The organism is Rugamonas sp., assembly GCF_025354735.1.
Taxonomy (GTDB): Bacteria; Pseudomonadota; Gammaproteobacteria; order Burkholderiales; family Burkholderiaceae_D; genus Rugamonas.
This window is the reverse complement of record NZ_JANXMI010000033.1, coordinates 17,208-33,718: the sequence shown is the minus strand read 5'-3', so window position 1 is coordinate 33,718 and position 16,511 is coordinate 17,208. Positions and strand designations below refer to the sequence as shown.

General features: G+C 67.4%; 14 protein-coding genes. 12 read left to right on the top strand and 2 right to left on the bottom strand.

The genetic code is table 11. The features are described 5' to 3' along the window. Window positions 1–52 precede the first annotated feature (52 nt). Window positions 53–502: a CBS domain-containing protein gene (locus tag Q0S71_RS03075; RefSeq protein ID WP_295991163.1), complete on the bottom strand. Its 450-nt coding sequence runs from the start codon at window positions 500–502 to the stop codon at window positions 53–55. 208 nt (window positions 503–710) lie between these two features. Here Q0S71_RS03075 and Q0S71_RS03070 point away from each other — a divergent pair, with 208 nt between their 5' ends. Then, window positions 711–2,021 (top strand): O-acetylhomoserine aminocarboxypropyltransferase, encoded by a 1,311-nt coding sequence (locus Q0S71_RS03070; protein WP_295991160.1) that lies wholly within the window; start codon window positions 711–713, stop codon window positions 2,019–2,021. Between the two features lies 1 nt (window position 2,022). Continuing rightward, the gene (locus Q0S71_RS03065; RefSeq protein ID WP_295991158.1) at window positions 2,023–2,820 is read left to right on the top strand and encodes an alpha/beta hydrolase; all 798 of its coding nucleotides are present in this window, start codon (window positions 2,023–2,025) and stop codon (window positions 2,818–2,820) included. Between the two features lie 59 nt (window positions 2,821–2,879). Here the strand turns inward: Q0S71_RS03065 and Q0S71_RS03060 are convergent, their stop codons facing one another. Continuing rightward, complete coding sequence (locus Q0S71_RS03060) at window positions 2,880–4,256, bottom strand: YihY family inner membrane protein (RefSeq protein ID WP_295991155.1); 1,377 nt, start codon at window positions 4,254–4,256, stop codon at window positions 2,880–2,882. A gap of 62 nt (window positions 4,257–4,318) precedes the next feature. On the opposite strand from Q0S71_RS03060, the gene wrbA reads away from it, so the two are divergent. The 10 genes from wrbA to Q0S71_RS03010 all read left to right on the top strand — a co-directional run bounded on the left by wrbA (window position 4,319) and on the right by Q0S71_RS03010 (window position 16,426). After that, window positions 4,319–4,930, top strand: coding sequence for an NAD(P)H:quinone oxidoreductase (wrbA, locus tag Q0S71_RS03055; RefSeq protein WP_295991153.1), 612 nt, complete (start codon window positions 4,319–4,321; stop codon window positions 4,928–4,930). 20 nt (window positions 4,931–4,950) lie between these two features. Beyond that, the gene (locus Q0S71_RS03050; RefSeq protein ID WP_295991149.1) at window positions 4,951–5,352 is read left to right on the top strand and encodes a DUF2069 domain-containing protein; all 402 of its coding nucleotides are present in this window, start codon (window positions 4,951–4,953) and stop codon (window positions 5,350–5,352) included. Then, window positions 5,349–6,776: an FAD-binding oxidoreductase gene (locus Q0S71_RS03045; protein ID WP_295991145.1), complete on the top strand. Its 1,428-nt coding sequence runs from the start codon at window positions 5,349–5,351 to the stop codon at window positions 6,774–6,776. The genes Q0S71_RS03050 and Q0S71_RS03045 overlap by 4 nt, the downstream gene beginning before the upstream one ends. An 8-nt stretch (window positions 6,777–6,784) precedes the next feature. Further along, entirely contained in the window at window positions 6,785–7,207 is a 423-nt protein-coding gene (locus Q0S71_RS03040) for a DUF4124 domain-containing protein (RefSeq protein ID WP_295991143.1), read from the top strand. 26 nt (window positions 7,208–7,233) lie between these two features. Beyond that, complete coding sequence (locus tag Q0S71_RS03035; RefSeq protein ID WP_295991166.1) at window positions 7,234–9,789, top strand: FtsX-like permease family protein; 2,556 nt, start codon at window positions 7,234–7,236, stop codon at window positions 9,787–9,789. A 45-nt stretch (window positions 9,790–9,834) separates the two neighbouring features. After that, complete coding sequence (locus tag Q0S71_RS03030; protein WP_295991140.1) at window positions 9,835–10,866, top strand: carotenoid 1,2-hydratase; 1,032 nt, start codon at window positions 9,835–9,837, stop codon at window positions 10,864–10,866. Window positions 10,867–10,925: 59 nt separating this feature from the next. Beyond that, window positions 10,926–12,770, top strand: a complete 1,845-nt coding sequence (locus Q0S71_RS03025) for an ABC transporter transmembrane domain-containing protein (protein ID WP_295991137.1) — start codon at window positions 10,926–10,928, stop codon at window positions 12,768–12,770. A gap of 26 nt (window positions 12,771–12,796) precedes the next feature. Beyond that, the gene (locus tag Q0S71_RS03020; RefSeq protein WP_295991135.1) at window positions 12,797–13,882 is read left to right on the top strand and encodes a low specificity L-threonine aldolase; all 1,086 of its coding nucleotides are present in this window, start codon (window positions 12,797–12,799) and stop codon (window positions 13,880–13,882) included. Between the two features lie 70 nt (window positions 13,883–13,952). After that, window positions 13,953–15,374 (top strand): DEAD/DEAH box helicase, encoded by a 1,422-nt coding sequence (locus tag Q0S71_RS03015; RefSeq protein ID WP_295991131.1) that lies wholly within the window; start codon window positions 13,953–13,955, stop codon window positions 15,372–15,374. A gap of 77 nt (window positions 15,375–15,451) precedes the next feature. Further along, on the top strand, window positions 15,452–16,426 hold the full coding sequence (locus Q0S71_RS03010) for a thymidylate synthase (RefSeq protein ID WP_295991128.1): 975 nt from the start codon (window positions 15,452–15,454) through the stop codon (window positions 16,424–16,426). Window positions 16,427–16,511: the final 85 nt, after the last annotated feature.

Genomic DNA, 16,511 nt, shown 5'->3' with positions numbered 1-16,511 from the left:
CCTGACCCCGAGACACCTTAGCGCCCGCGCACCCGGCGCGGGTCGCCAGCGTTTATTCCGATTCCGCCTCCACCGGCCAGTCACGGATATACGCCTTGAGCATGCGGTTCTCGAAGCCCTGCGCCTCGAGCACCGCGCGCGCCACGTCGTAAAACGAGATCACGCCCAGCAGCGTGCGCGCGTTCATCACCGGCAGATAGCGCGCGTGCTTTTCCAGCATGATGCGGCGCACCTCGTTCACTTCCGTATCCGGCGTGACCGTGATGGGATGGTCGTCCATATGCTTGCGCACCGTGCCGCCGCCGACGGCGCCGCCGTTTTCATGCAGCGCCTTGAGCACTTCGCGGAAGGTCAGCATGCCTACGAGGTCGCCGAACTCCATGACGACGAGCGAACCTATGTCTTTTTCGGCCATGGTGTTGGCGGCGTCGACCAGCGGCTGGTCGGGCGTGATGGTGTAAAGGATATTGCCTTTAACCTGGAGAATTTCGGAGACTTTCATTTGGGGCCGTCCTGTTCCGGTGTGAGTGGGCTCTTGATTGAGAATTCTAGTTATTGAAGCCTTACTAGCGAATGTAGCCTAAGCCCGGCAAAAAATCCAGCATTGCGCACGCCCAAAGCGCCCTCAATCGCGCACGCCGGACACCACGCCCCGGCGCCGCGTTTTCGGGTACGATCTGGCCCATACCAATAAAACACGAGACATCTCCATGAGCAGCCCCCGCCACCCCGGCTTCGACACCCTGTCGCTGCACGCCGGCGCCGCGCCCGATCCCGCCACCGGCGCGCGCGCCACGCCCATCCACTTCAGCGCCGCCTTCGCGTTCAAGGATTCCGAGCACGCCGCCTCGCTGTTCAATATGGAGTGCGCCGGCCACGTCTACTCGCGCCTCTCCAACCCCACCAACGCCGTGCTGGAAGAACGCATCGCCGCGCTCGAAGGCGGCGTGGCCGGCATCGCCACCGCCAGCGGCCAGGCCGCGCTGCATCTGGGCCTGGTCACGATCGCCGGCGCCGGCTCGCACATCGTCGCCTCGCGCGCGCTGTACGGCGGCTCGCACAATATGCTGGCCTACACGCTCAAGCGTTTCGGCATCACGACCACCTTCGTCGACCCGCGCGACGCCGACGCCTGGCGCGCCGCGATCCGTCCCGAGACCAAGGTGCTGTTCGGCGAAACGCTGGGCAATCCCGGCCTCGACGTGCTGGACGTGCCGACCATCGCCGCCATCGCGCACGAGCACCACCTGCCGCTGATGCTGGACTCGACCTTCACCACGCCGTATCTGCTCAAGCCCTTCGATCACGGCGCCGACCTGGTGTTCCACTCGGCGACCAAATTCCTGTGCGGCCACGGCACCGCCATCGGCGGCCTGCTGGTCGACGGCGGCACCTTCGACTGGCAGGCCGCCTACGACCACACCGGCCGCTACGCCGAGTTGTGCGAGCCGTACGAGGGCTTCCACGGCATGGTGTTCGCCGAAGAGTCGACCGTCGGCGCCTTCGCGCTGCGCGCGCGGCGCGAAGGCCTGCGCGACTTCGGCGCGGTGATGAGTCCCCACAACGCCTTCGCCATCTTGCAGGGCATCGAAACACTGAGCCTGCGCATGGACCGCCACGTCGCCAACACGCGCAAGGTCGCCGCCTTTTTGCTGGCCCATCCGGCGGTGGCGTCGGTCTCCTATCCCGAGCTTCCCTCGCATCCCGATTACGAACTGGCCAAGACGCTGCTGCCGAAAGGCTGCGGCGCCGTGTTGACCTTCAACCTGAAAGGCGACCGCGTCGCCGGCCGCCGCTTGGTCGACGCCCTGCAGGTGTTCTCGCATCTGGCCAACGTCGGCGACGCCAAATCGCTGGCCATCCATCCCGCGTCGACCACGCACTTGCGCGTGCCGGCAGCGCAACTGGCCGCCGCCGGCATACTCGAAGGCACGCTGCGGCTGTCGGTCGGACTGGAAGACCCCGACGACTTGATCGACGACCTGGCGCGCGCGCTCAAGCTGTCGCAGAAGGGAGGCTGACATGCTGCTGAACGTGGAAGGCCAAACGGCATATTGCTACACCGGCGGCAAGGCGTTCGACGCCGCGCTGCCGACCGTCGTCTTCATCCACGGCGCGCAGAACGACCACTCGGTGTGGGCTTTGCAGAGCCGCTATTTCGCCCACCACGGCCGCGGCGTGCTGGCCGTCGACCTGCCGGGCCACGGCCGCAGCGGCGGCGCCGCGAAAGAGAGCGTCGAAGCGCTGGCCGACTGGCTGCTGGCGGTGCTCGACGCGGCCGGCGTGCGCCAGGCCGCGCTGATCGGTCACAGTATGGGATCGCTGATCGCTCTCGAAGCGTCGCACCGTGCGCCGGCGCGCGTCACGCATCTGGTCCTGCTCGGCGCCACGTATCCGATGAAGGTGGCCGACGCGCTGCTGGACATGGCCAGGCACGACGAGCCGGCGGCGATCGACATGGTCAACCTCTGGTCGCACTCGTCGATCGCGCAAAAGCCGTCGTTTCCGGGACCGGGTTTTTACGCCATGGGCGGCGCGCGCCGGCTCAAGCAGCGCATCTCCGCGATCAATCCGGGGCAGGTGTTTTATACGGATTTCTACGCCTGCAACGCGTACGCGAACGGCGCAGCGGCCGCGCTGGCGGTGCGCTGTCCGACGCTGTTCGTATTCGGCCTGCGCGACATGATGACGCCCATGCGCTCGACCAAACTGCTGACGGAGTCCATCGCCCACGGCAAAGTGGTGCGGGTCGACAGCGGCCATGAATTGATGGCCGAGCAGCCGGACGCGGTGCTCGACGCGCTGATCGGATTGATGTAACCGTGTGAGCCAGGTTTGCGGCAATCGGGGTCAAGACCGTGGGGCCGGCCACGACGCCGCTAGCGGCAGTCGAGCGGCCCGAAATGATCGGCCAGGGTCCGCCCCAGGCCCTGCTCGACCGCGTTCTCGACGTCGCGCGCCAGCGCGGCGGCGTCGCGCGCGGCGCGCAGATTGCGCTCGTCGCCATCGTCGGCCACCATGCCGGTGTTGACCGCCATGCCGCCGAACACGAACAGCCGGTAGACCTCGGCCAGCGTCAGCCGGTTCACATTCGCCAGCAGCACCCAGTGATCGGCGCCGTCGCTGATGCGCTTGCCCAGCTGCACCCGCACCGGCGCCGCCACGTTCACGCGTCCGACCCAGCCCTCGGCCAGCATCCGCTCCAGCAGCGCATCCATCTCGTCGAAGCCGAGCCGCGTGCTGGCCCGTATCGCCCCGGCGCCGACCAGCGCCGTATCGCCGCAGGCGCAGGCCACGTGCAGCACGCGCAAAATCGCCATCGCGTCGACGAACTCGCCGCCCGGCACCGCCTCGTGCCACCAGCGCTCGTACTTCACCACCGGCAGCGCGGCCACCAGCAGCGCGCCGAACAGGGTAATCATCCACGATACATACACCCACAACAGGAACAGCGGCAGCGCCGCCAGCGCGCCGTACAGCCGCGAATACGTCGGCGACTGCGTGATGAAGATCGCGAACACGCGCTTGGCCACCTCGAACGCCAGGCCGGCCACCATGCCGCCCCAGGCCGCGTCGCGCCACTCGACGTCGCGGTTCGGCACCACCGTGTAGAGGAAGGTGTAGCCGGCCGTGGTCAGCGCCAGCGACACGATGGTGTAGGCCATGGCGCCCATCATCGGCCGGTCCGCCAGCACGAAGTCGGTCGCCATGAAGACCTGCGACGACAGCGTGATCGACACGCCGACCAGCAGCGGCCCCAGTGTGATGATGGCCCAGTAGACCAGGATGCGCTTGATCCAGCGGCGCTCCTCGCGCACGCGCCAGATGCGGTTGAACACGCGCTCTATCATGTTCATCGTGGCGATCGACGTGAATATCAGCGCCACCGCGCCGGCCACCGACAGCCGCGTGGCCTTGGTCGCGAACATGGTCAGGTAATTGAGGATGGTGCTGGCGATCTCCTTGGGCATCACGCTCTGGATGAAATACGCTTCGAGCGAACTGCGGAAGGTATTAAACATCGGGAAGTGGGTGAAGATGGCCAGCGCGATCGTCAGCACCGGCACCAGCGCCAGCACGGTGGTGAAGGTCAGGCTGCCGGCCACCTGTTGCAGGCTTTCCTCCTTCAGGCGGCGGTGCGCGAACAGCATCAGGTCGCGCACCTGCTTCCATTGCAGCGCGCGCGCGGCGGCCAGGCCGGCCCTGGCGCTGCGGCGGAGATAGAGGAAAAGCGGATAAATATATTTTGCAAACATGGAATCGATAATCGCTGAAGCGGCAGTGCTGCCGCCCTTCAAAGCGCCCTATAATACCAACGATGAACCCACCCAATCTGATTATTCTTGTTTTGTTTTATTCGCGTCATGGCGCCACGCGCAAACTGGCGCAGCTGATCGCGCAGGGAATTGAAAGTGTGCCCGGCTGCGACGCCCGCCTGCGCACCGTGCCCGCCGTCTCCACCGTGGCCGAGGCCAGCGCGCCGGACGTGCCGGCCGACGGCGCGCCCTACGTTGAGCTGGACGACTTGCAGGAATGCGCCGGACTGGCCCTGGGCTCGCCCACGCGCTTCGGCAACATGGCCGCGGCGATGAAGTATTTTTGGGACGGCACGGCCAGCCAGTGGCTGTCCGGCGCCCTGGCGGGCAAGCCGGCCTGCGTGTTCACCTCCACCGGCAGCCTGCACGGCGGCCAGGAAGCGACCTTGCTGTCGATGATGATCCCGCTGTTCCACCACGGCCTGATGGTGCTGGGCCTGCCCTACACCAACCCGGAATTGATGAGCACCGCCAGCGGCGGCACGCCCTACGGCGCCAGCCACTGGGCCGGCCTCGATGGCAAGAACGCCGTCACCGACGACGAAAAACGCCTGGCCATCGCGCTCGGACGGCGGCTGGCGCAAACCGCCGTCGCGCTGCGCGCCGCCGCATAATCGAACCGCAAAGGCAGACGATGGAAAACTCGATGCAACGATATTTTCACTGGGGCGCGCTGGCCAGCCTGGCCGCGCTGATCGTGCTGTGCGTGCTGTGGGAGATGGTGCTGGCGCCGCTGCACGCGGGCGGCTCCTGGGTGGTGCTCAAGGCGGTGCCGCTCCTGATCCCCCTGTATGGCGTCTACAAGCGCGACATCTACACGCTGCAATGGACCTCGATGATGATACTGCTGTACTTCACCGAGGGCGTGGTGCGCGGCTACAGCGACAAGGGCACGCTGTCGGCGTGGCTGGGCTGGAGCGAGGCGCTGATCGTCGTGGTGTATTTCGTCTGCGCCGTCATGTATCTGCGGCCGTATAAAAAAGCCGCCCGCAAGCTGGCGCGCGAGCTGCTGGCCAAGGTCAATCCCGCCAAATGACTGCCACCATCGCGGCGGCCCCGCCGGAATTCCTGGCCCGGTGCCGCGCCCTGCTCGGCGAGGCCCACGTGCTGACCGCCGCCGACATGGCGCCCTTCCTCACCGACTGGCGCGGACGTTTCACCGGCAAGGCCGCCGCCGTCATGCGGCCCGCCACCGTGCGGCAGGTGGCGGACGTGGTGCGCGCCTGCGCGCAGTGGCGCGTGGCCATCGTGCCGCAGGGCGGCAACACGGGACTGGTGCTGGGCAGCGTGCCCGATGCCGGCGGCCGCGCCATCGTGCTGTCGCTGGCGCGCCTGAACGCGGTGCGCGCGGTCGATGCGGTCAACCGCACCATGACGGTCGATGCCGGCTGCATCCTTCAGCACGTGCAGGAGGCGGCGGCCGCGCAAGACTGCCTGTTCCCGCTGTCGCTGGCGGCCGAGGGCAGTTGCACCATAGGCGGCAACCTGGCGACCAACGCCGGCGGCACCGCCGTTCTGCGCTACGGGAACACGCGCGAGCTATGCCTGGGCCTCGAAGTGGTGACGCCGCAGGGCGACATCTGGAGCGGCTTGCGCGGCCTGCGCAAGGATAATACCGGCTACGACCTGCGCGACCTGTTCATCGGCGCCGAAGGCACGCTCGGCATCATCACCGGCGCGGTGCTCAAGCTGTATCCGCAGCCGAAAGCGAGCATCGCGGCGCTGGCCGCCCTGCCCTCGCCGACGCACGCGCTGCGCTTGTTGAACCTGATGCAGGACCGCTGCGGCTCCAGCCTGACCGGCTTCGAGCTGATGTCGCGCTACTGCCTTGAACTGGTGGCGCAGCACTTCCCGCAACTACCCAAGCCATTCACGGCGCCGCATCCGCAGTACGTTTTGCTGGAATTATCGAGCAGCGAATCGGAGCGGCACGCGGTGGACCTGCTGGAAAACGCCATCGGCGCCGCGCTGGAACAGGGCGTGATCGACGATGCCGTCGTCGCCACCTCGGTCGCGCAATCGCGCGGGCTGTGGCAGCTGCGCGAACACATACCGCTGGCGCAGGCGGCGGACGGCAAGAACATCAAGCATGACATTTCGCTGCCGGTGTCGCGCATCGCCGACTTCATCGCCGCCACCGATCCGCTGCTGGCGCAAGCCTACCCCGGCTGCCGGCTGGTGTGCTTCGGCCACCTCGGCGACGGCAACCTGCACTACAACGTGGCGCCGCCGGCCGGCATGGCGAACGACGATTTCCTCGCCAACCAGGAAGCGGTCAACCGCGTGGTGCACGACAGCGTGAACGCCTTCGGCGGCTCGATCTCGGCCGAACATGGCATCGGCGTGCTGAAACGCGAGGAGCTGACGCGCTATAAATCGGCCGTGGAGTTGAACATGATGCGGGCCATCAAAGCGGCGCTCGACCCGCTGGGTATCATGAACCCCGGTAAAATTTTATGAGAGCCGTCATGCGCCTCCCCGCCATCATCCTGCTTTGCGCCACCACCGCCGCCGCCAGCGCCCACACCGTCTACAAATGCACGGCAGACGGAAAGCCGAGCTACTCCGACACACCCTGCAAGTCCGGCGCCGGCACGGTCATCGCCGTACCGGCGGCGCCGGCCAGCGACCACTCGGCGGAGCTGCTGAAGGAACAGGGGCTGTCGGAAAAACTGGGCAGGGAGCGCCAGAAACGCGAGGCCCAGGACGACCGTGAACGCCAGCGCGCCGCCAAGGCCGACGACGCCCAGCGCAAGAAATGCGACAAAGCGCGTTTGAAACTGAAATGGGCGCAGGACGATGCCAAGAACGCCAGCCTGAAAACCACCGAACAGGCGCACACCAAAGCGTCGCGCGCCGCCGATACGGCGGCATTGGAGTGTCCGAAGTGAGCGACGGCGCCCACGCCGCGCGTTCGATGCGCCGCTTGTCGCGCTGGCTGCTGCTCGGCGAATGGCGCGCCCACCCGCTGCGCGCCGTCATGGCCATTGCCGCCATCGCCGTCGGCATCTCGCTCGGTTTCGCCATCCACCTGATTAACGCCGCCGCGTTCAACGAGTTTTCATCGGCGATCAAGGGCCTGTCCGGCGTCGCCGATGTGCAGGTCAGCGGCACCGAGGCGTTCTTCGACGAGGGTATCTACCCGTATCTGGCGCAGCGCGACGGTGTGGCCGTGGCCTCGCCGGTGCTGGAGTTCGACGCCTCGCTGCCGGGCCAGCGCAACGCGCTCAAGGTCATCGCGCTCGACGCCCTGCGCGCCGGCTTCATCTCGCCCGACCTGATGGGCGCGCCGGCCAGCGGCAACGCCGCCGACATACTGGCCGACGATGCCATCTTCTTGTCGCCGGCCGCCAGCGGCTGGCTGGCCGCCGCCAACGGCGCCACGCTGGCGCTGCAATCGGGCACCGACGCGGTCCGGCTGCGCGTGGCCGGCGCGCTGCAACGGGCGCGCGCCGGACAGCGCGTCGGCGTGATGGATATCGGCGCGGCGCAGTGGCGCTTCCATAAACTGGGGCAGCTGTCGCGCATCGACCTGAAACTGCGCGACGGCGTCAACCGGGACGCCTTCAAGACGCAACTGGAACAGGAACTGCAACGCGATTATCCGGGCCGCTTCCGCGTCAACCAGCCGAACGACGAAGAACAGAACGGCCGCAACGAAGGCATGAGCCGCGCCTACCGCGTCAATCTGACGGTGCTGGCGCTGGTCGCGCTGTTCACCGGCGCCTTCCTCGTGTTCTCGACGCAGGCGCTGTCGGTGATACGGCGGCGCGGCCAGTTCGCGCTGCTGCGCGTGCTGGGCATGGACCGGCGCCATTTGCTGCGCCAGATCCTGCTCGAAGGCCTGAGCCTGGGCGTGGCCGGTTCGCTGATCGGCATCGCCGCCGGCTACGGCATGGCAGCGGCCCTGCACTTCTTCGGCGCCGATCTGGGCGCCGGCTTCTTTTCCGGCGTGCGGCCGGCGGTGCAGTTCACGCCCGTCGCGGCGGCCGTGTATTTCGCGCTCGGCGTCGGCGTGGCGCTGCTCGGCTGCGCCGGCCCGGCGCTGGAAGCGGCCCGCGCCAAGCCGGCCGTCGCCCTCAAATCGGGGTCCGAGGAAGCGGCGATGGCGGGTCTGAGCAGAGCCTGGCCGGCGCTGGGCTGCATCGCCGTCGCCGCCGCGCTGACGCGGGCGCCGCCGATATTCGAACTGCCGCTGCTCGGCTACCTGGCGATCGCGCTGCTGCTGATCGGCGCCATCGCGCTGATGCCGCGCCTGGCCGCCATCGTGTTCCAGCAGGCGCACCGGCGCTGGTCGGCGCTGATGGCCGGCCGCGCCGACGCGCCAGCTGTGCTGACGCTGACGCTGGCCCGGCTGGCCAACGCCTCCAGCCAGGCCGGCATCGCGCTCGGCGGCGTGCTGTCGAGTTTCAGCCTGATGGTGGCGATGGCGATCATGGTCGCCAGCTTCCGCGTTTCGCTCGACGACTGGCTGCTGCGCATCCTGCCGGCCGACCTGTATGCGCGCACCGCCGTCGGCGGCAGCACGGCCGGCCTGCGTCCGCCGCAGCAGGATGCGATGCGGCGCCTGCCGGGCGTGGCCCACATCGACTTCCTGCGCGCGCGTTCGCTGTCGCTGGCGCCGGACCGGCCCAACGTGGCGTTGATGGCGCGCGGGATCGACGCCGCCGATGCCGGCAAATCGCTGGCCCTGGTCGGCGCGACTTTGCCGCCGCCGGCCGGCAGTACGCTGGCGCCGGTGTGGGTGTCGGAAGCGATGGTCGATCTGTACGGCATGGCCGTCGGCGACAAAATCAAGCTGCCGCTCAATGGCCGCCTGCACGAGTTCTGGGTGGCCGGCGTGTGGCGCGATTACGCGCGCCCGACCGGCTCGATCCAGATGCGATTGTCCGACTACCGCGCCGCCACCGGCGACATGGACGTCAACGACGCCGCGCTGTGGTTCGACAAAAACGTCGGCGCCGCGCAGATCCAAGACGAGCTCAAACAGCTGCCCTTCGGCGCCGCCCTCGAAACCAGCGCGCCGTCGGAGATCCGCGCCATGAGCATGAAGATATTCGACCGCAGCTTCGCCATTACCTATCTGCTGGAGGCGATCGCCATCGTCATCGGCCTGTTCGGCGTGGCCGCGACCTTTTCCGCGCAGACGCTGGCGCGCTCGAAGGAATTCGGCATGCTGCGCCACATCGGCGTGACGCGGCGCCAGATCCTGGCCATCCTCGCCATCGAGGGCGGCGCGCTGACGGGCCTCGGCATCGCCACCGGCTTTGTGCTGGGCTGGGTCATCAGCCTGATACTGGTTTTCATCATCAACCCGCAGTCCTTCCACTGGACCATGCAGCTGCACCTGCCGTGGCCCCTGCTGGCGGCGGTGGCGGGCCTGCTGTTGTTCGCGGCGGCGCTGACGGCGCTGCTGTCGGGCCGCCAGGCCTTGTCCGGCGGCCCGATACGCGCGGTGCGGGAGGATTGGTAATTGCGTAAATTATTTATACTATTATTGCTTGCGTGCCCGCCCTTGATGGCGGCACCGCCCGTTTATGCGCCAGTACCGGCGCTGGCGCCGAACGAAACGCTGCCCTTCCCCGCCAGCTTCGGCTCCCATCCCGACTTCAAGACCGAGTGGTGGTACGCGACCGGCTGGATCACGACGGCGGACGGCAAGCCGCTCGGCTACCAGGTCACCTTCTTCCGCAGCGCCACCGCGCACGACCGCGCCAACCCGAGCAAATTCGCGCCCACGCAGCTTATCGTCGGCCACGCCGCGCTGTCCGATCCGGCCAACGGCAAGCTGCTGCACGACCAGCGCAGCGCGCGGGCCGGCTTCGGCCTGGCCTACGCCAAGGTCGGCGACACCGACGTCAAACTCGATGAATGGCATATGACGCGCGGCGCCGACGGCAGCTACGCGGTCGCCGTCGACGCCCCCGGCTTCACGCTCAAGCTGACGCTGACGCCATCGGCGCCGCTGCTGCTGCAAGGGGAACGCGGCTACTCGCGCAAGGGGCCGGACGTCGCCTCGGCCAGCTATTACTACAGCGAGCCGCAACTAAAAACCAGCGGTTCCATCACCCGCGCCGGCCACGCGCCGGAGGCGGTCAGCGGCAGCAGCTGGCTCGATCACGAGTGGTCCAGCCAGGCCCTGGCCGCCGACGCCAGCGGTTGGGATTGGATAGGCGCGAACCTGAACGACGGCGGCGCGCTGATGGTCTTCCAGATCCGCGACCGCACAGGTGCTAAACTATGGGCGCACGCGACATGGCGCGACGCGGCCGGCAAAGTCGCGCAGTACGGGCCGGAGCAGGTCAGCTTCGCGCCGCGGCGGCGCTGGCGTTCGCACCGCACCAATGCCGACTATCCGGTCGCCACCCAGATCACGACAGGCAGCACGGTGTGGCAGGTCGCGCCCTTGCAGGACGATCAGGAACTCGATTCGCGCCGGTCGGTCGGCGCGGTGTACTGGGAAGGCGCGGTCAGCGTCACGCGCGACGGCGTGGCGGCCGGCCATGCGTATCTGGAAATGACCGGCTATGCCAGTCCGATGAAATTATGAATACCGCTAATACCATTAATACAATTAAAACGACCCACACCAACAACGCAGCCCACACGATGACCAACAGCTCCACCATCAACACCCCACCCGCCGCAGCGCCCGTCGACCCCACCGCCCCCCGCGAAGCCAAGAAAGGAAGCCTGGCAGCCTTCAAGGGACTGGTGCCGTTCCTGCGCCCCTACACCAGGCAGTTCGCCATGGCCGGCGTGGCGCTGGTGGTCGCGGCCTGCGCCACGCTGGCGATACCGGCCGCGTTCAAGCAGATGATAGACCTCGGTTTCAGCGGCACCGGCGCCAAGAGCATCAAACACGTCGACCTGGTGTTCCTGGCGCTGTTCGGCGTGGCGACCATACTGGCGCTGGCGACGGCGGCGCGCTTCTACACCGTGTCGTGGCTGGGCGAGCGCGTGACGGCCGATATCCGCAGCGCCGTGTACCGCCACGTGGTCACGCAGAGTCCCGAATTTTTCGAGACCACGCAAACCGGCGAAGTCCTGTCGCGCATCACCACCGACACCACGCTGATCCAGTCCGTCGTCGGCACCAGCATCTCGATGGCGCTGCGTAACGTGCTGCTGTTCATCGGCGGCATGGTGATGCTGTTCGTGACCAGCCCCAAACTGTCGACCATCATCATCGCCCTGCTGATCCTCACCATCCTGCCGATCGTGATGTTCGGCCGCCGCGTGCGCAAGCTGTCGCGCGATTCGCAAGACCGCATCGCCGACGCTTCCGCCATGGCCGGCGAAATCCTCAACGCGATGCCGACGGTGCAGGCCTTCACGCACGAGAAAATCGAAGCGGCCCGTTTCAGCGAGTCGGTCGAAGGCGCGTTCCAGACGGCGATGCGGCGTATCCGCGCGCGCTCGCTGCTGACGATGATCGCCATCGTGCTGGTGTTCGGCACCATCGTCTTCGTGCTGTGGCTGGGCGCCCACGCCGTGCTCGAAGGCGCGATGACGGGCGGCGACCTCGGTCAGTTCATTTTGTACGCCTCCATCGTCGCCGGCGCCATCGGCGCGCTGTCGGAAGTGATGGGCGAGGCGCAGCGCGCCGCCGGCGCCACCGAACGCCTGCTCGAACTGATGGCGGTGCGGTCGGACATACAATCGCCGTCGCTGCCGCAAACGCTGCCGCCGCGCGCCGCCAACGGCGCAGCCGTGAGTCTGCGCGACGTCAGCTTCTCCTACCCCTCGCGGCCCGACACGGCGGCGCTTGGCCACCTGTCGCTGGACATCCGGGCCGGCGAAACGGTGGCCGTGGTCGGCCCTTCCGGCGCCGGCAAGACCACGCTGTTCCAGATGCTGCTGCGTTTCTACGATCCGCAGCAGGGCATGATACGGCTCGACGGCGTCGACATCACCCAGCTCGACCTGCACACGCTGCGCGACGCCATCGGCATCGTGCCGCAGGATACCGTGATCTTCTCGGCCGACGCGATGGAAAACATCCGCTACGGCCGCGCCGGCGCCAGCGACGAGGAAGTGATACAGGCGGCCCGCCTGGCGGCCGCGCACGAATTCATCGAGCGTCTGCCGCAGGGATATAAATCCTTCCTCGGCGAGCGCGGCGTGCGCCTGTCCGGCGGCCAGCGCCAGCGCATCGCCATCGCGCGCGCGCTGCTGAAAAATCCGCCGCTGCTGCTGCTCGACGAGGCGACCAGCGCGCTCGACGCCGAATCGGAACGGCTGGTGCAAAAGGCGCTGGAGGCGGCGATGGTGGGCCGCACCACGATCATCATCGCGCACCGGCTGGCGACGGTGCAGCGCGCCGACCGCATCATCGTCATGGAAGATGGACGCATCGTGGAAACCGGCACCCACACGTCGCTGGTCGCGCTGGGCGGCATCTACGCCAACCTGGCCGCGCTGCAGTTCCACAACGTGCACGTAGAGCACTAAGTTTTTTTAATCGGCGGGAGACGATTTTGACCGACGCAGAATTACGCCAGCAATGCCACATCGTGCTGCCCGGCCACCGCCAGCCGACGCCCGCGCAGATGTTCGCGGCCATGGCGGCGTGGTGCGAGACCCACGACGTGGCGCACGACACCTACGGCGACGGCGCGCTGATCGAGCAGTTCGAGCGGAAGGTCGCCGATTTGCTCGGCTTCGAGGCGGCCACGTTCTGCATCACCGGCACCATGACGCAGGTGACGGCGTTGCGCATCGCCTGCGCGGAACGCGGCAGCCGGCTGGTGGCGCTGCACCCGACGGCCCACATCTTCCGCCATGAACGCGGCAACCATCAGCTGCTCGACCATTTTCAGGCGCTGCAAATCGGCGACCCGTTCCGGCCCTGGACGCTCGATGAACTGAAGGCCGTCCCCGACAAACTGGGCGCGGCGGCGATGGAAATCCCGATGCGCGAAATCGGCGGCCAGCGGCCCGACTGGGACGAACTGGCAGCGATCAAGGCCCACTGCCGCGAACAGTCCATCCACCTGCACATGGACGGCGCACGCCTGTGGGAAGCGGCGGCCGCCTACGGCCGCACGCCGCAAGAGATTTCGGCCGGCTTCGATTCGGTCTACGTGTCTTTGTACAAAGGCATAGGCGGCCTCGGTGGCGCGATGCTGGCCGGCAGCCGCGCCTTCGTCGCCAAAGCGCAGGAATGGTTCCGCCGCCAGGGCGGCAATGTGATCCACCGCTCGCCCTACGTGGTGGCGGCGGCGATGCAGTTCGACGCGCGCCTGGCCGCGATGCCGGACTACTTCCGCCGCACCGAATGGCTGTACGAGGAACTGCGCAAACATTCCGCGCTGGTGCCGAATCCGGCGCGCCCGCAGGCGAACATGCTGCACCTGCATCTGCCGGTCGGCCGCGAACGCGCCATGGCGATCCGCAACCAGATCGCCGAGCAGCACGGCGTATGGCTGTTCGGGCGCGCCAGCCACGGCGTGCTGGCGCAGCATAGCGTGGTCGAACTGTACGTCGGCGACAATCTGATGTCGGTGCCGGACCAGCGCCTGCGCGAGATCCTGGCGCTGTGGAACGCGGCGCTGACCAACTAATTGCGCACGCGCCGGCGCGACCGGCTACACTGCGCCCTCTTTTCGTTTTCGCTTTTACGCTGCCCACGCCATGACCTTCCTCGCCCTCGGCCTCATCGACCCACTTTTGCGCACCCTTGAAACGTTGTCCTATCAGGAGCCGACGCCGGTGCAGAAGCAGGCCATACCCGCCGTGCTGGCGGGCCGCGACCTGATGGCGGCGGCCCAAACCGGCACCGGCAAGACCGCCGGCTTCGCGCTGCCGATCTTGCAGCGCCTGACGCTGGCCGGCGTGGTCGCGCCGAAATCGGTGCGCTGCCTGGTGCTGGTGCCGACGCGCGAACTGGCCGAGCAGGTCTACGACAGCTTCCGCACCTACGGCGGCAACCTGCCGCTGCGCAGCTTCGTCGCGTACGGCGGCGTGGCCATCGAACCGCAGATCAGCAAACTGCGCAAGGGTCTCGACGTGCTGGTGGCGACGCCGGGCCGTTTGCTCGACCTGTACCGCCAGGGCATGGTGACGTTCGAATCGCTGCAAACGCTGGTGCTCGACGAGGCCGACCGCATGCTGGACCTGGGCTTCTCGCGCGAGCTGAACGAAATCTTCGAGGCGCTGCCGAAGCAGCGTCAGACCTTGCTGTTCTCGGCCACGTTCTCGGACGCGATCCGCGCGCTGGCCGGCGGCCTGCTGAACGATCCGCTGTCGATCCAGGTCAGCCCGCGCAACACGACCACCAAGACCGTCAAGCAGTGGCTGATCCCGACCGATAAAAAACGCAAGCCCGAGCTGTTCCTGCACCTGCTGAAACAGCGGCGCTGGGGCCAGGTGCTGGTGTTCGTCAAGACCCGCAAGGGCGTCGACCAGCTGGTCAAGACGCTGCTCGATGAAGGCGTGGCGGCCGACTCCATCCACGGCGACAAGCAGCAGCATGCGCGCCTGCGGGCGCTGGACCGCTTCAAGACGGCGCAGGTGCGGGTGCTGGTGGCAACCGACGTCGCCGCGCGCGGACTCGATATCGACGCGCTGCCGCAGGTCGTCAACTTCGACCTGCCGACGGTGGCCGAGGACTACATCCACCGCATCGGCCGCACCGGCCGCGCCGGCGCCGAGGGCGAAGCGGTGTCGCTGGTGTGCGCCGACGAAGTCGAGCTGCTGGCCGCCATCGAAACGCTGACGCGGCAAGTGATACGGCGCGAAGAGGAGCCGGGCTTCGAAGCCCATCACCGCGTGCCGGCCACCGGCGCCGAGGCGGCGGTGGCGAAGGTGGCGAAAGCGGCGAAGGCCGCCGAACCGGCCAGGAAGAAGCGGGCCTTTACCGGTGCCCCCGGCGCGCCGGGGGCGCGGAGCGCCGCCGCCCGGCCGGCCGCGTCGATACCGAAAGGCGCGGTCATCGTCACCGCTGGACGCGGCGCCAAATCGACGGCCCGCGCCAGCGCGAAATCAGCCGCGAAGCCGGCCGCGCAATCGTCCGCAAAGCCGGCCAAGCCGGGCGGGCGCGGGCCGGCCCGCTGATCGGCGCCTGCTACAATCACGGTCCCGGAAAAGTATTCAAGGAGCCGCCGCGGCTCGCGTCCACGTTGGAGAGATGTATGCAGCAATATCAGGATTTAATCAAAACCGTTCTAGACACCGGCAGCTGGCAGGATAACCGCACCGGCGTGCGCACGCTCAGCGTGCCGGGCGCGATGATGCGCTTCGACCTGCTCAACGACGGCTTCCCCGCCGTGACGACGAAAAAGCTGGCCTTCAAATCCGTGGTCGGCGAATTGTGCGCCTTTTTGCGCGCCTCGCGCAGCGCCGCCGACTTCCGCGCGCTCGGTTGCAAGGTCTGGGACCAGAACGCGAACGAAAACCAGCAGTGGCTGAACAACCCCTATCGCCTCGGCGAGGACGATCTCGGTCCGGTGTACGGCGTGCAGTGGCGCGGCTGGCCCGGCTACAAGATGATCGCCGCCGACCAGGGCGCGCAGATCGCCGACGCGCTAAACAACGGCTTCCGCCTCGTCGCGCCGATGGAGGATGAAGGCGTGCGGAAGGTCGTGCTGTACAAGGCCATCGACCAGCTGCGCGAATGCCTCGACACCATCATCAGCAATCCGGGCAGCCGCCGCATCCTGTTCCACGGCTGGAATCCGGCCGACCTGGACGCCGTCGCGCTGCCGGCCTGCCACCTGCTGTACCAGTTCATCCCGAACGCGAACACGCGCGAAATTTCGATGTGCCTGTACGTGCGCTCGAACGACATCGGCCTCGGCACGCCCTTCAACCTCGCCGAGGGCGCGGCCCTGCTGCACCTGATCGGCCGCCTGACCGGCTACACGCCGCGCTGGTTCACCTACTTCATCGGCGACGCCCACATCTACGAGAACCATCTGGACATGGTCAAGGAGCAGCTCACGCGCGCGCCCTTCCCGGCGCCGCGATTGGCCATCTCCGACCGCGTGCCCGACTACGCCAGGACCGGCAAGTACGAGCCGGAGTGGCTGGAAAAAATCGAACCGTCCGACTTCGCGCTGGAAGGCTACCAGCACCACGCGCCGATCACGGCGCCGATGGCGGTGTAAGGTGCAAGGGAGCAAGAACAGGTATTCCCAGGGAGTAATATTAACGTGATAATATCAAGCCATCCTGTTATATTGATAATATTCC

What these genes read in the sequence shown, in the direction of transcription:
- Q0S71_RS03035 (WP_295991166.1), top strand. Translation starts at nt 7,234, where the DNA reads ATGCGCCGCTTGTCGCGCTGGCTGCTGCTCGGCGAATGGCGCGCCCAC.
- Q0S71_RS03040 (WP_295991143.1), top strand. Translation starts at nt 6,785, where the DNA reads ATGCGCCTCCCCGCCATCATCCTGCTTTGCGCCACCACCGCCGCCGCC.
- Q0S71_RS03025 (WP_295991137.1), top strand. Translation starts at nt 10,926, where the DNA reads ATGACCAACAGCTCCACCATCAACACCCCACCCGCCGCAGCGCCCGTC.
- wrbA (WP_295991153.1), top strand. Translation starts at nt 4,319, where the DNA reads ATGAACCCACCCAATCTGATTATTCTTGTTTTGTTTTATTCGCGTCAT.
- Q0S71_RS03045 (WP_295991145.1), top strand. Translation starts at nt 5,349, where the DNA reads ATGACTGCCACCATCGCGGCGGCCCCGCCGGAATTCCTGGCCCGGTGC.
- Q0S71_RS03030 (WP_295991140.1), top strand. Translation starts at nt 9,835, where the DNA reads ATGGCGGCACCGCCCGTTTATGCGCCAGTACCGGCGCTGGCGCCGAAC.
- Q0S71_RS03065 (WP_295991158.1), top strand. Translation starts at nt 2,023, where the DNA reads ATGCTGCTGAACGTGGAAGGCCAAACGGCATATTGCTACACCGGCGGC.
- Q0S71_RS03075 (WP_295991163.1), bottom strand. Translation starts at nt 502, where the DNA reads ATGAAAGTCTCCGAAATTCTCCAGGTTAAAGGCAATATCCTTTACACC.
- Q0S71_RS03070 (WP_295991160.1), top strand. Translation starts at nt 711, where the DNA reads ATGAGCAGCCCCCGCCACCCCGGCTTCGACACCCTGTCGCTGCACGCC.
- Q0S71_RS03050 (WP_295991149.1), top strand. Translation starts at nt 4,951, where the DNA reads ATGGAAAACTCGATGCAACGATATTTTCACTGGGGCGCGCTGGCCAGC.
- Q0S71_RS03010 (WP_295991128.1), top strand. Translation starts at nt 15,452, where the DNA reads ATGCAGCAATATCAGGATTTAATCAAAACCGTTCTAGACACCGGCAGC.
- Q0S71_RS03015 (WP_295991131.1), top strand. Translation starts at nt 13,953, where the DNA reads ATGACCTTCCTCGCCCTCGGCCTCATCGACCCACTTTTGCGCACCCTT.
- Q0S71_RS03060 (WP_295991155.1), bottom strand. Translation starts at nt 4,256, where the DNA reads ATGTTTGCAAAATATATTTATCCGCTTTTCCTCTATCTCCGCCGCAGC.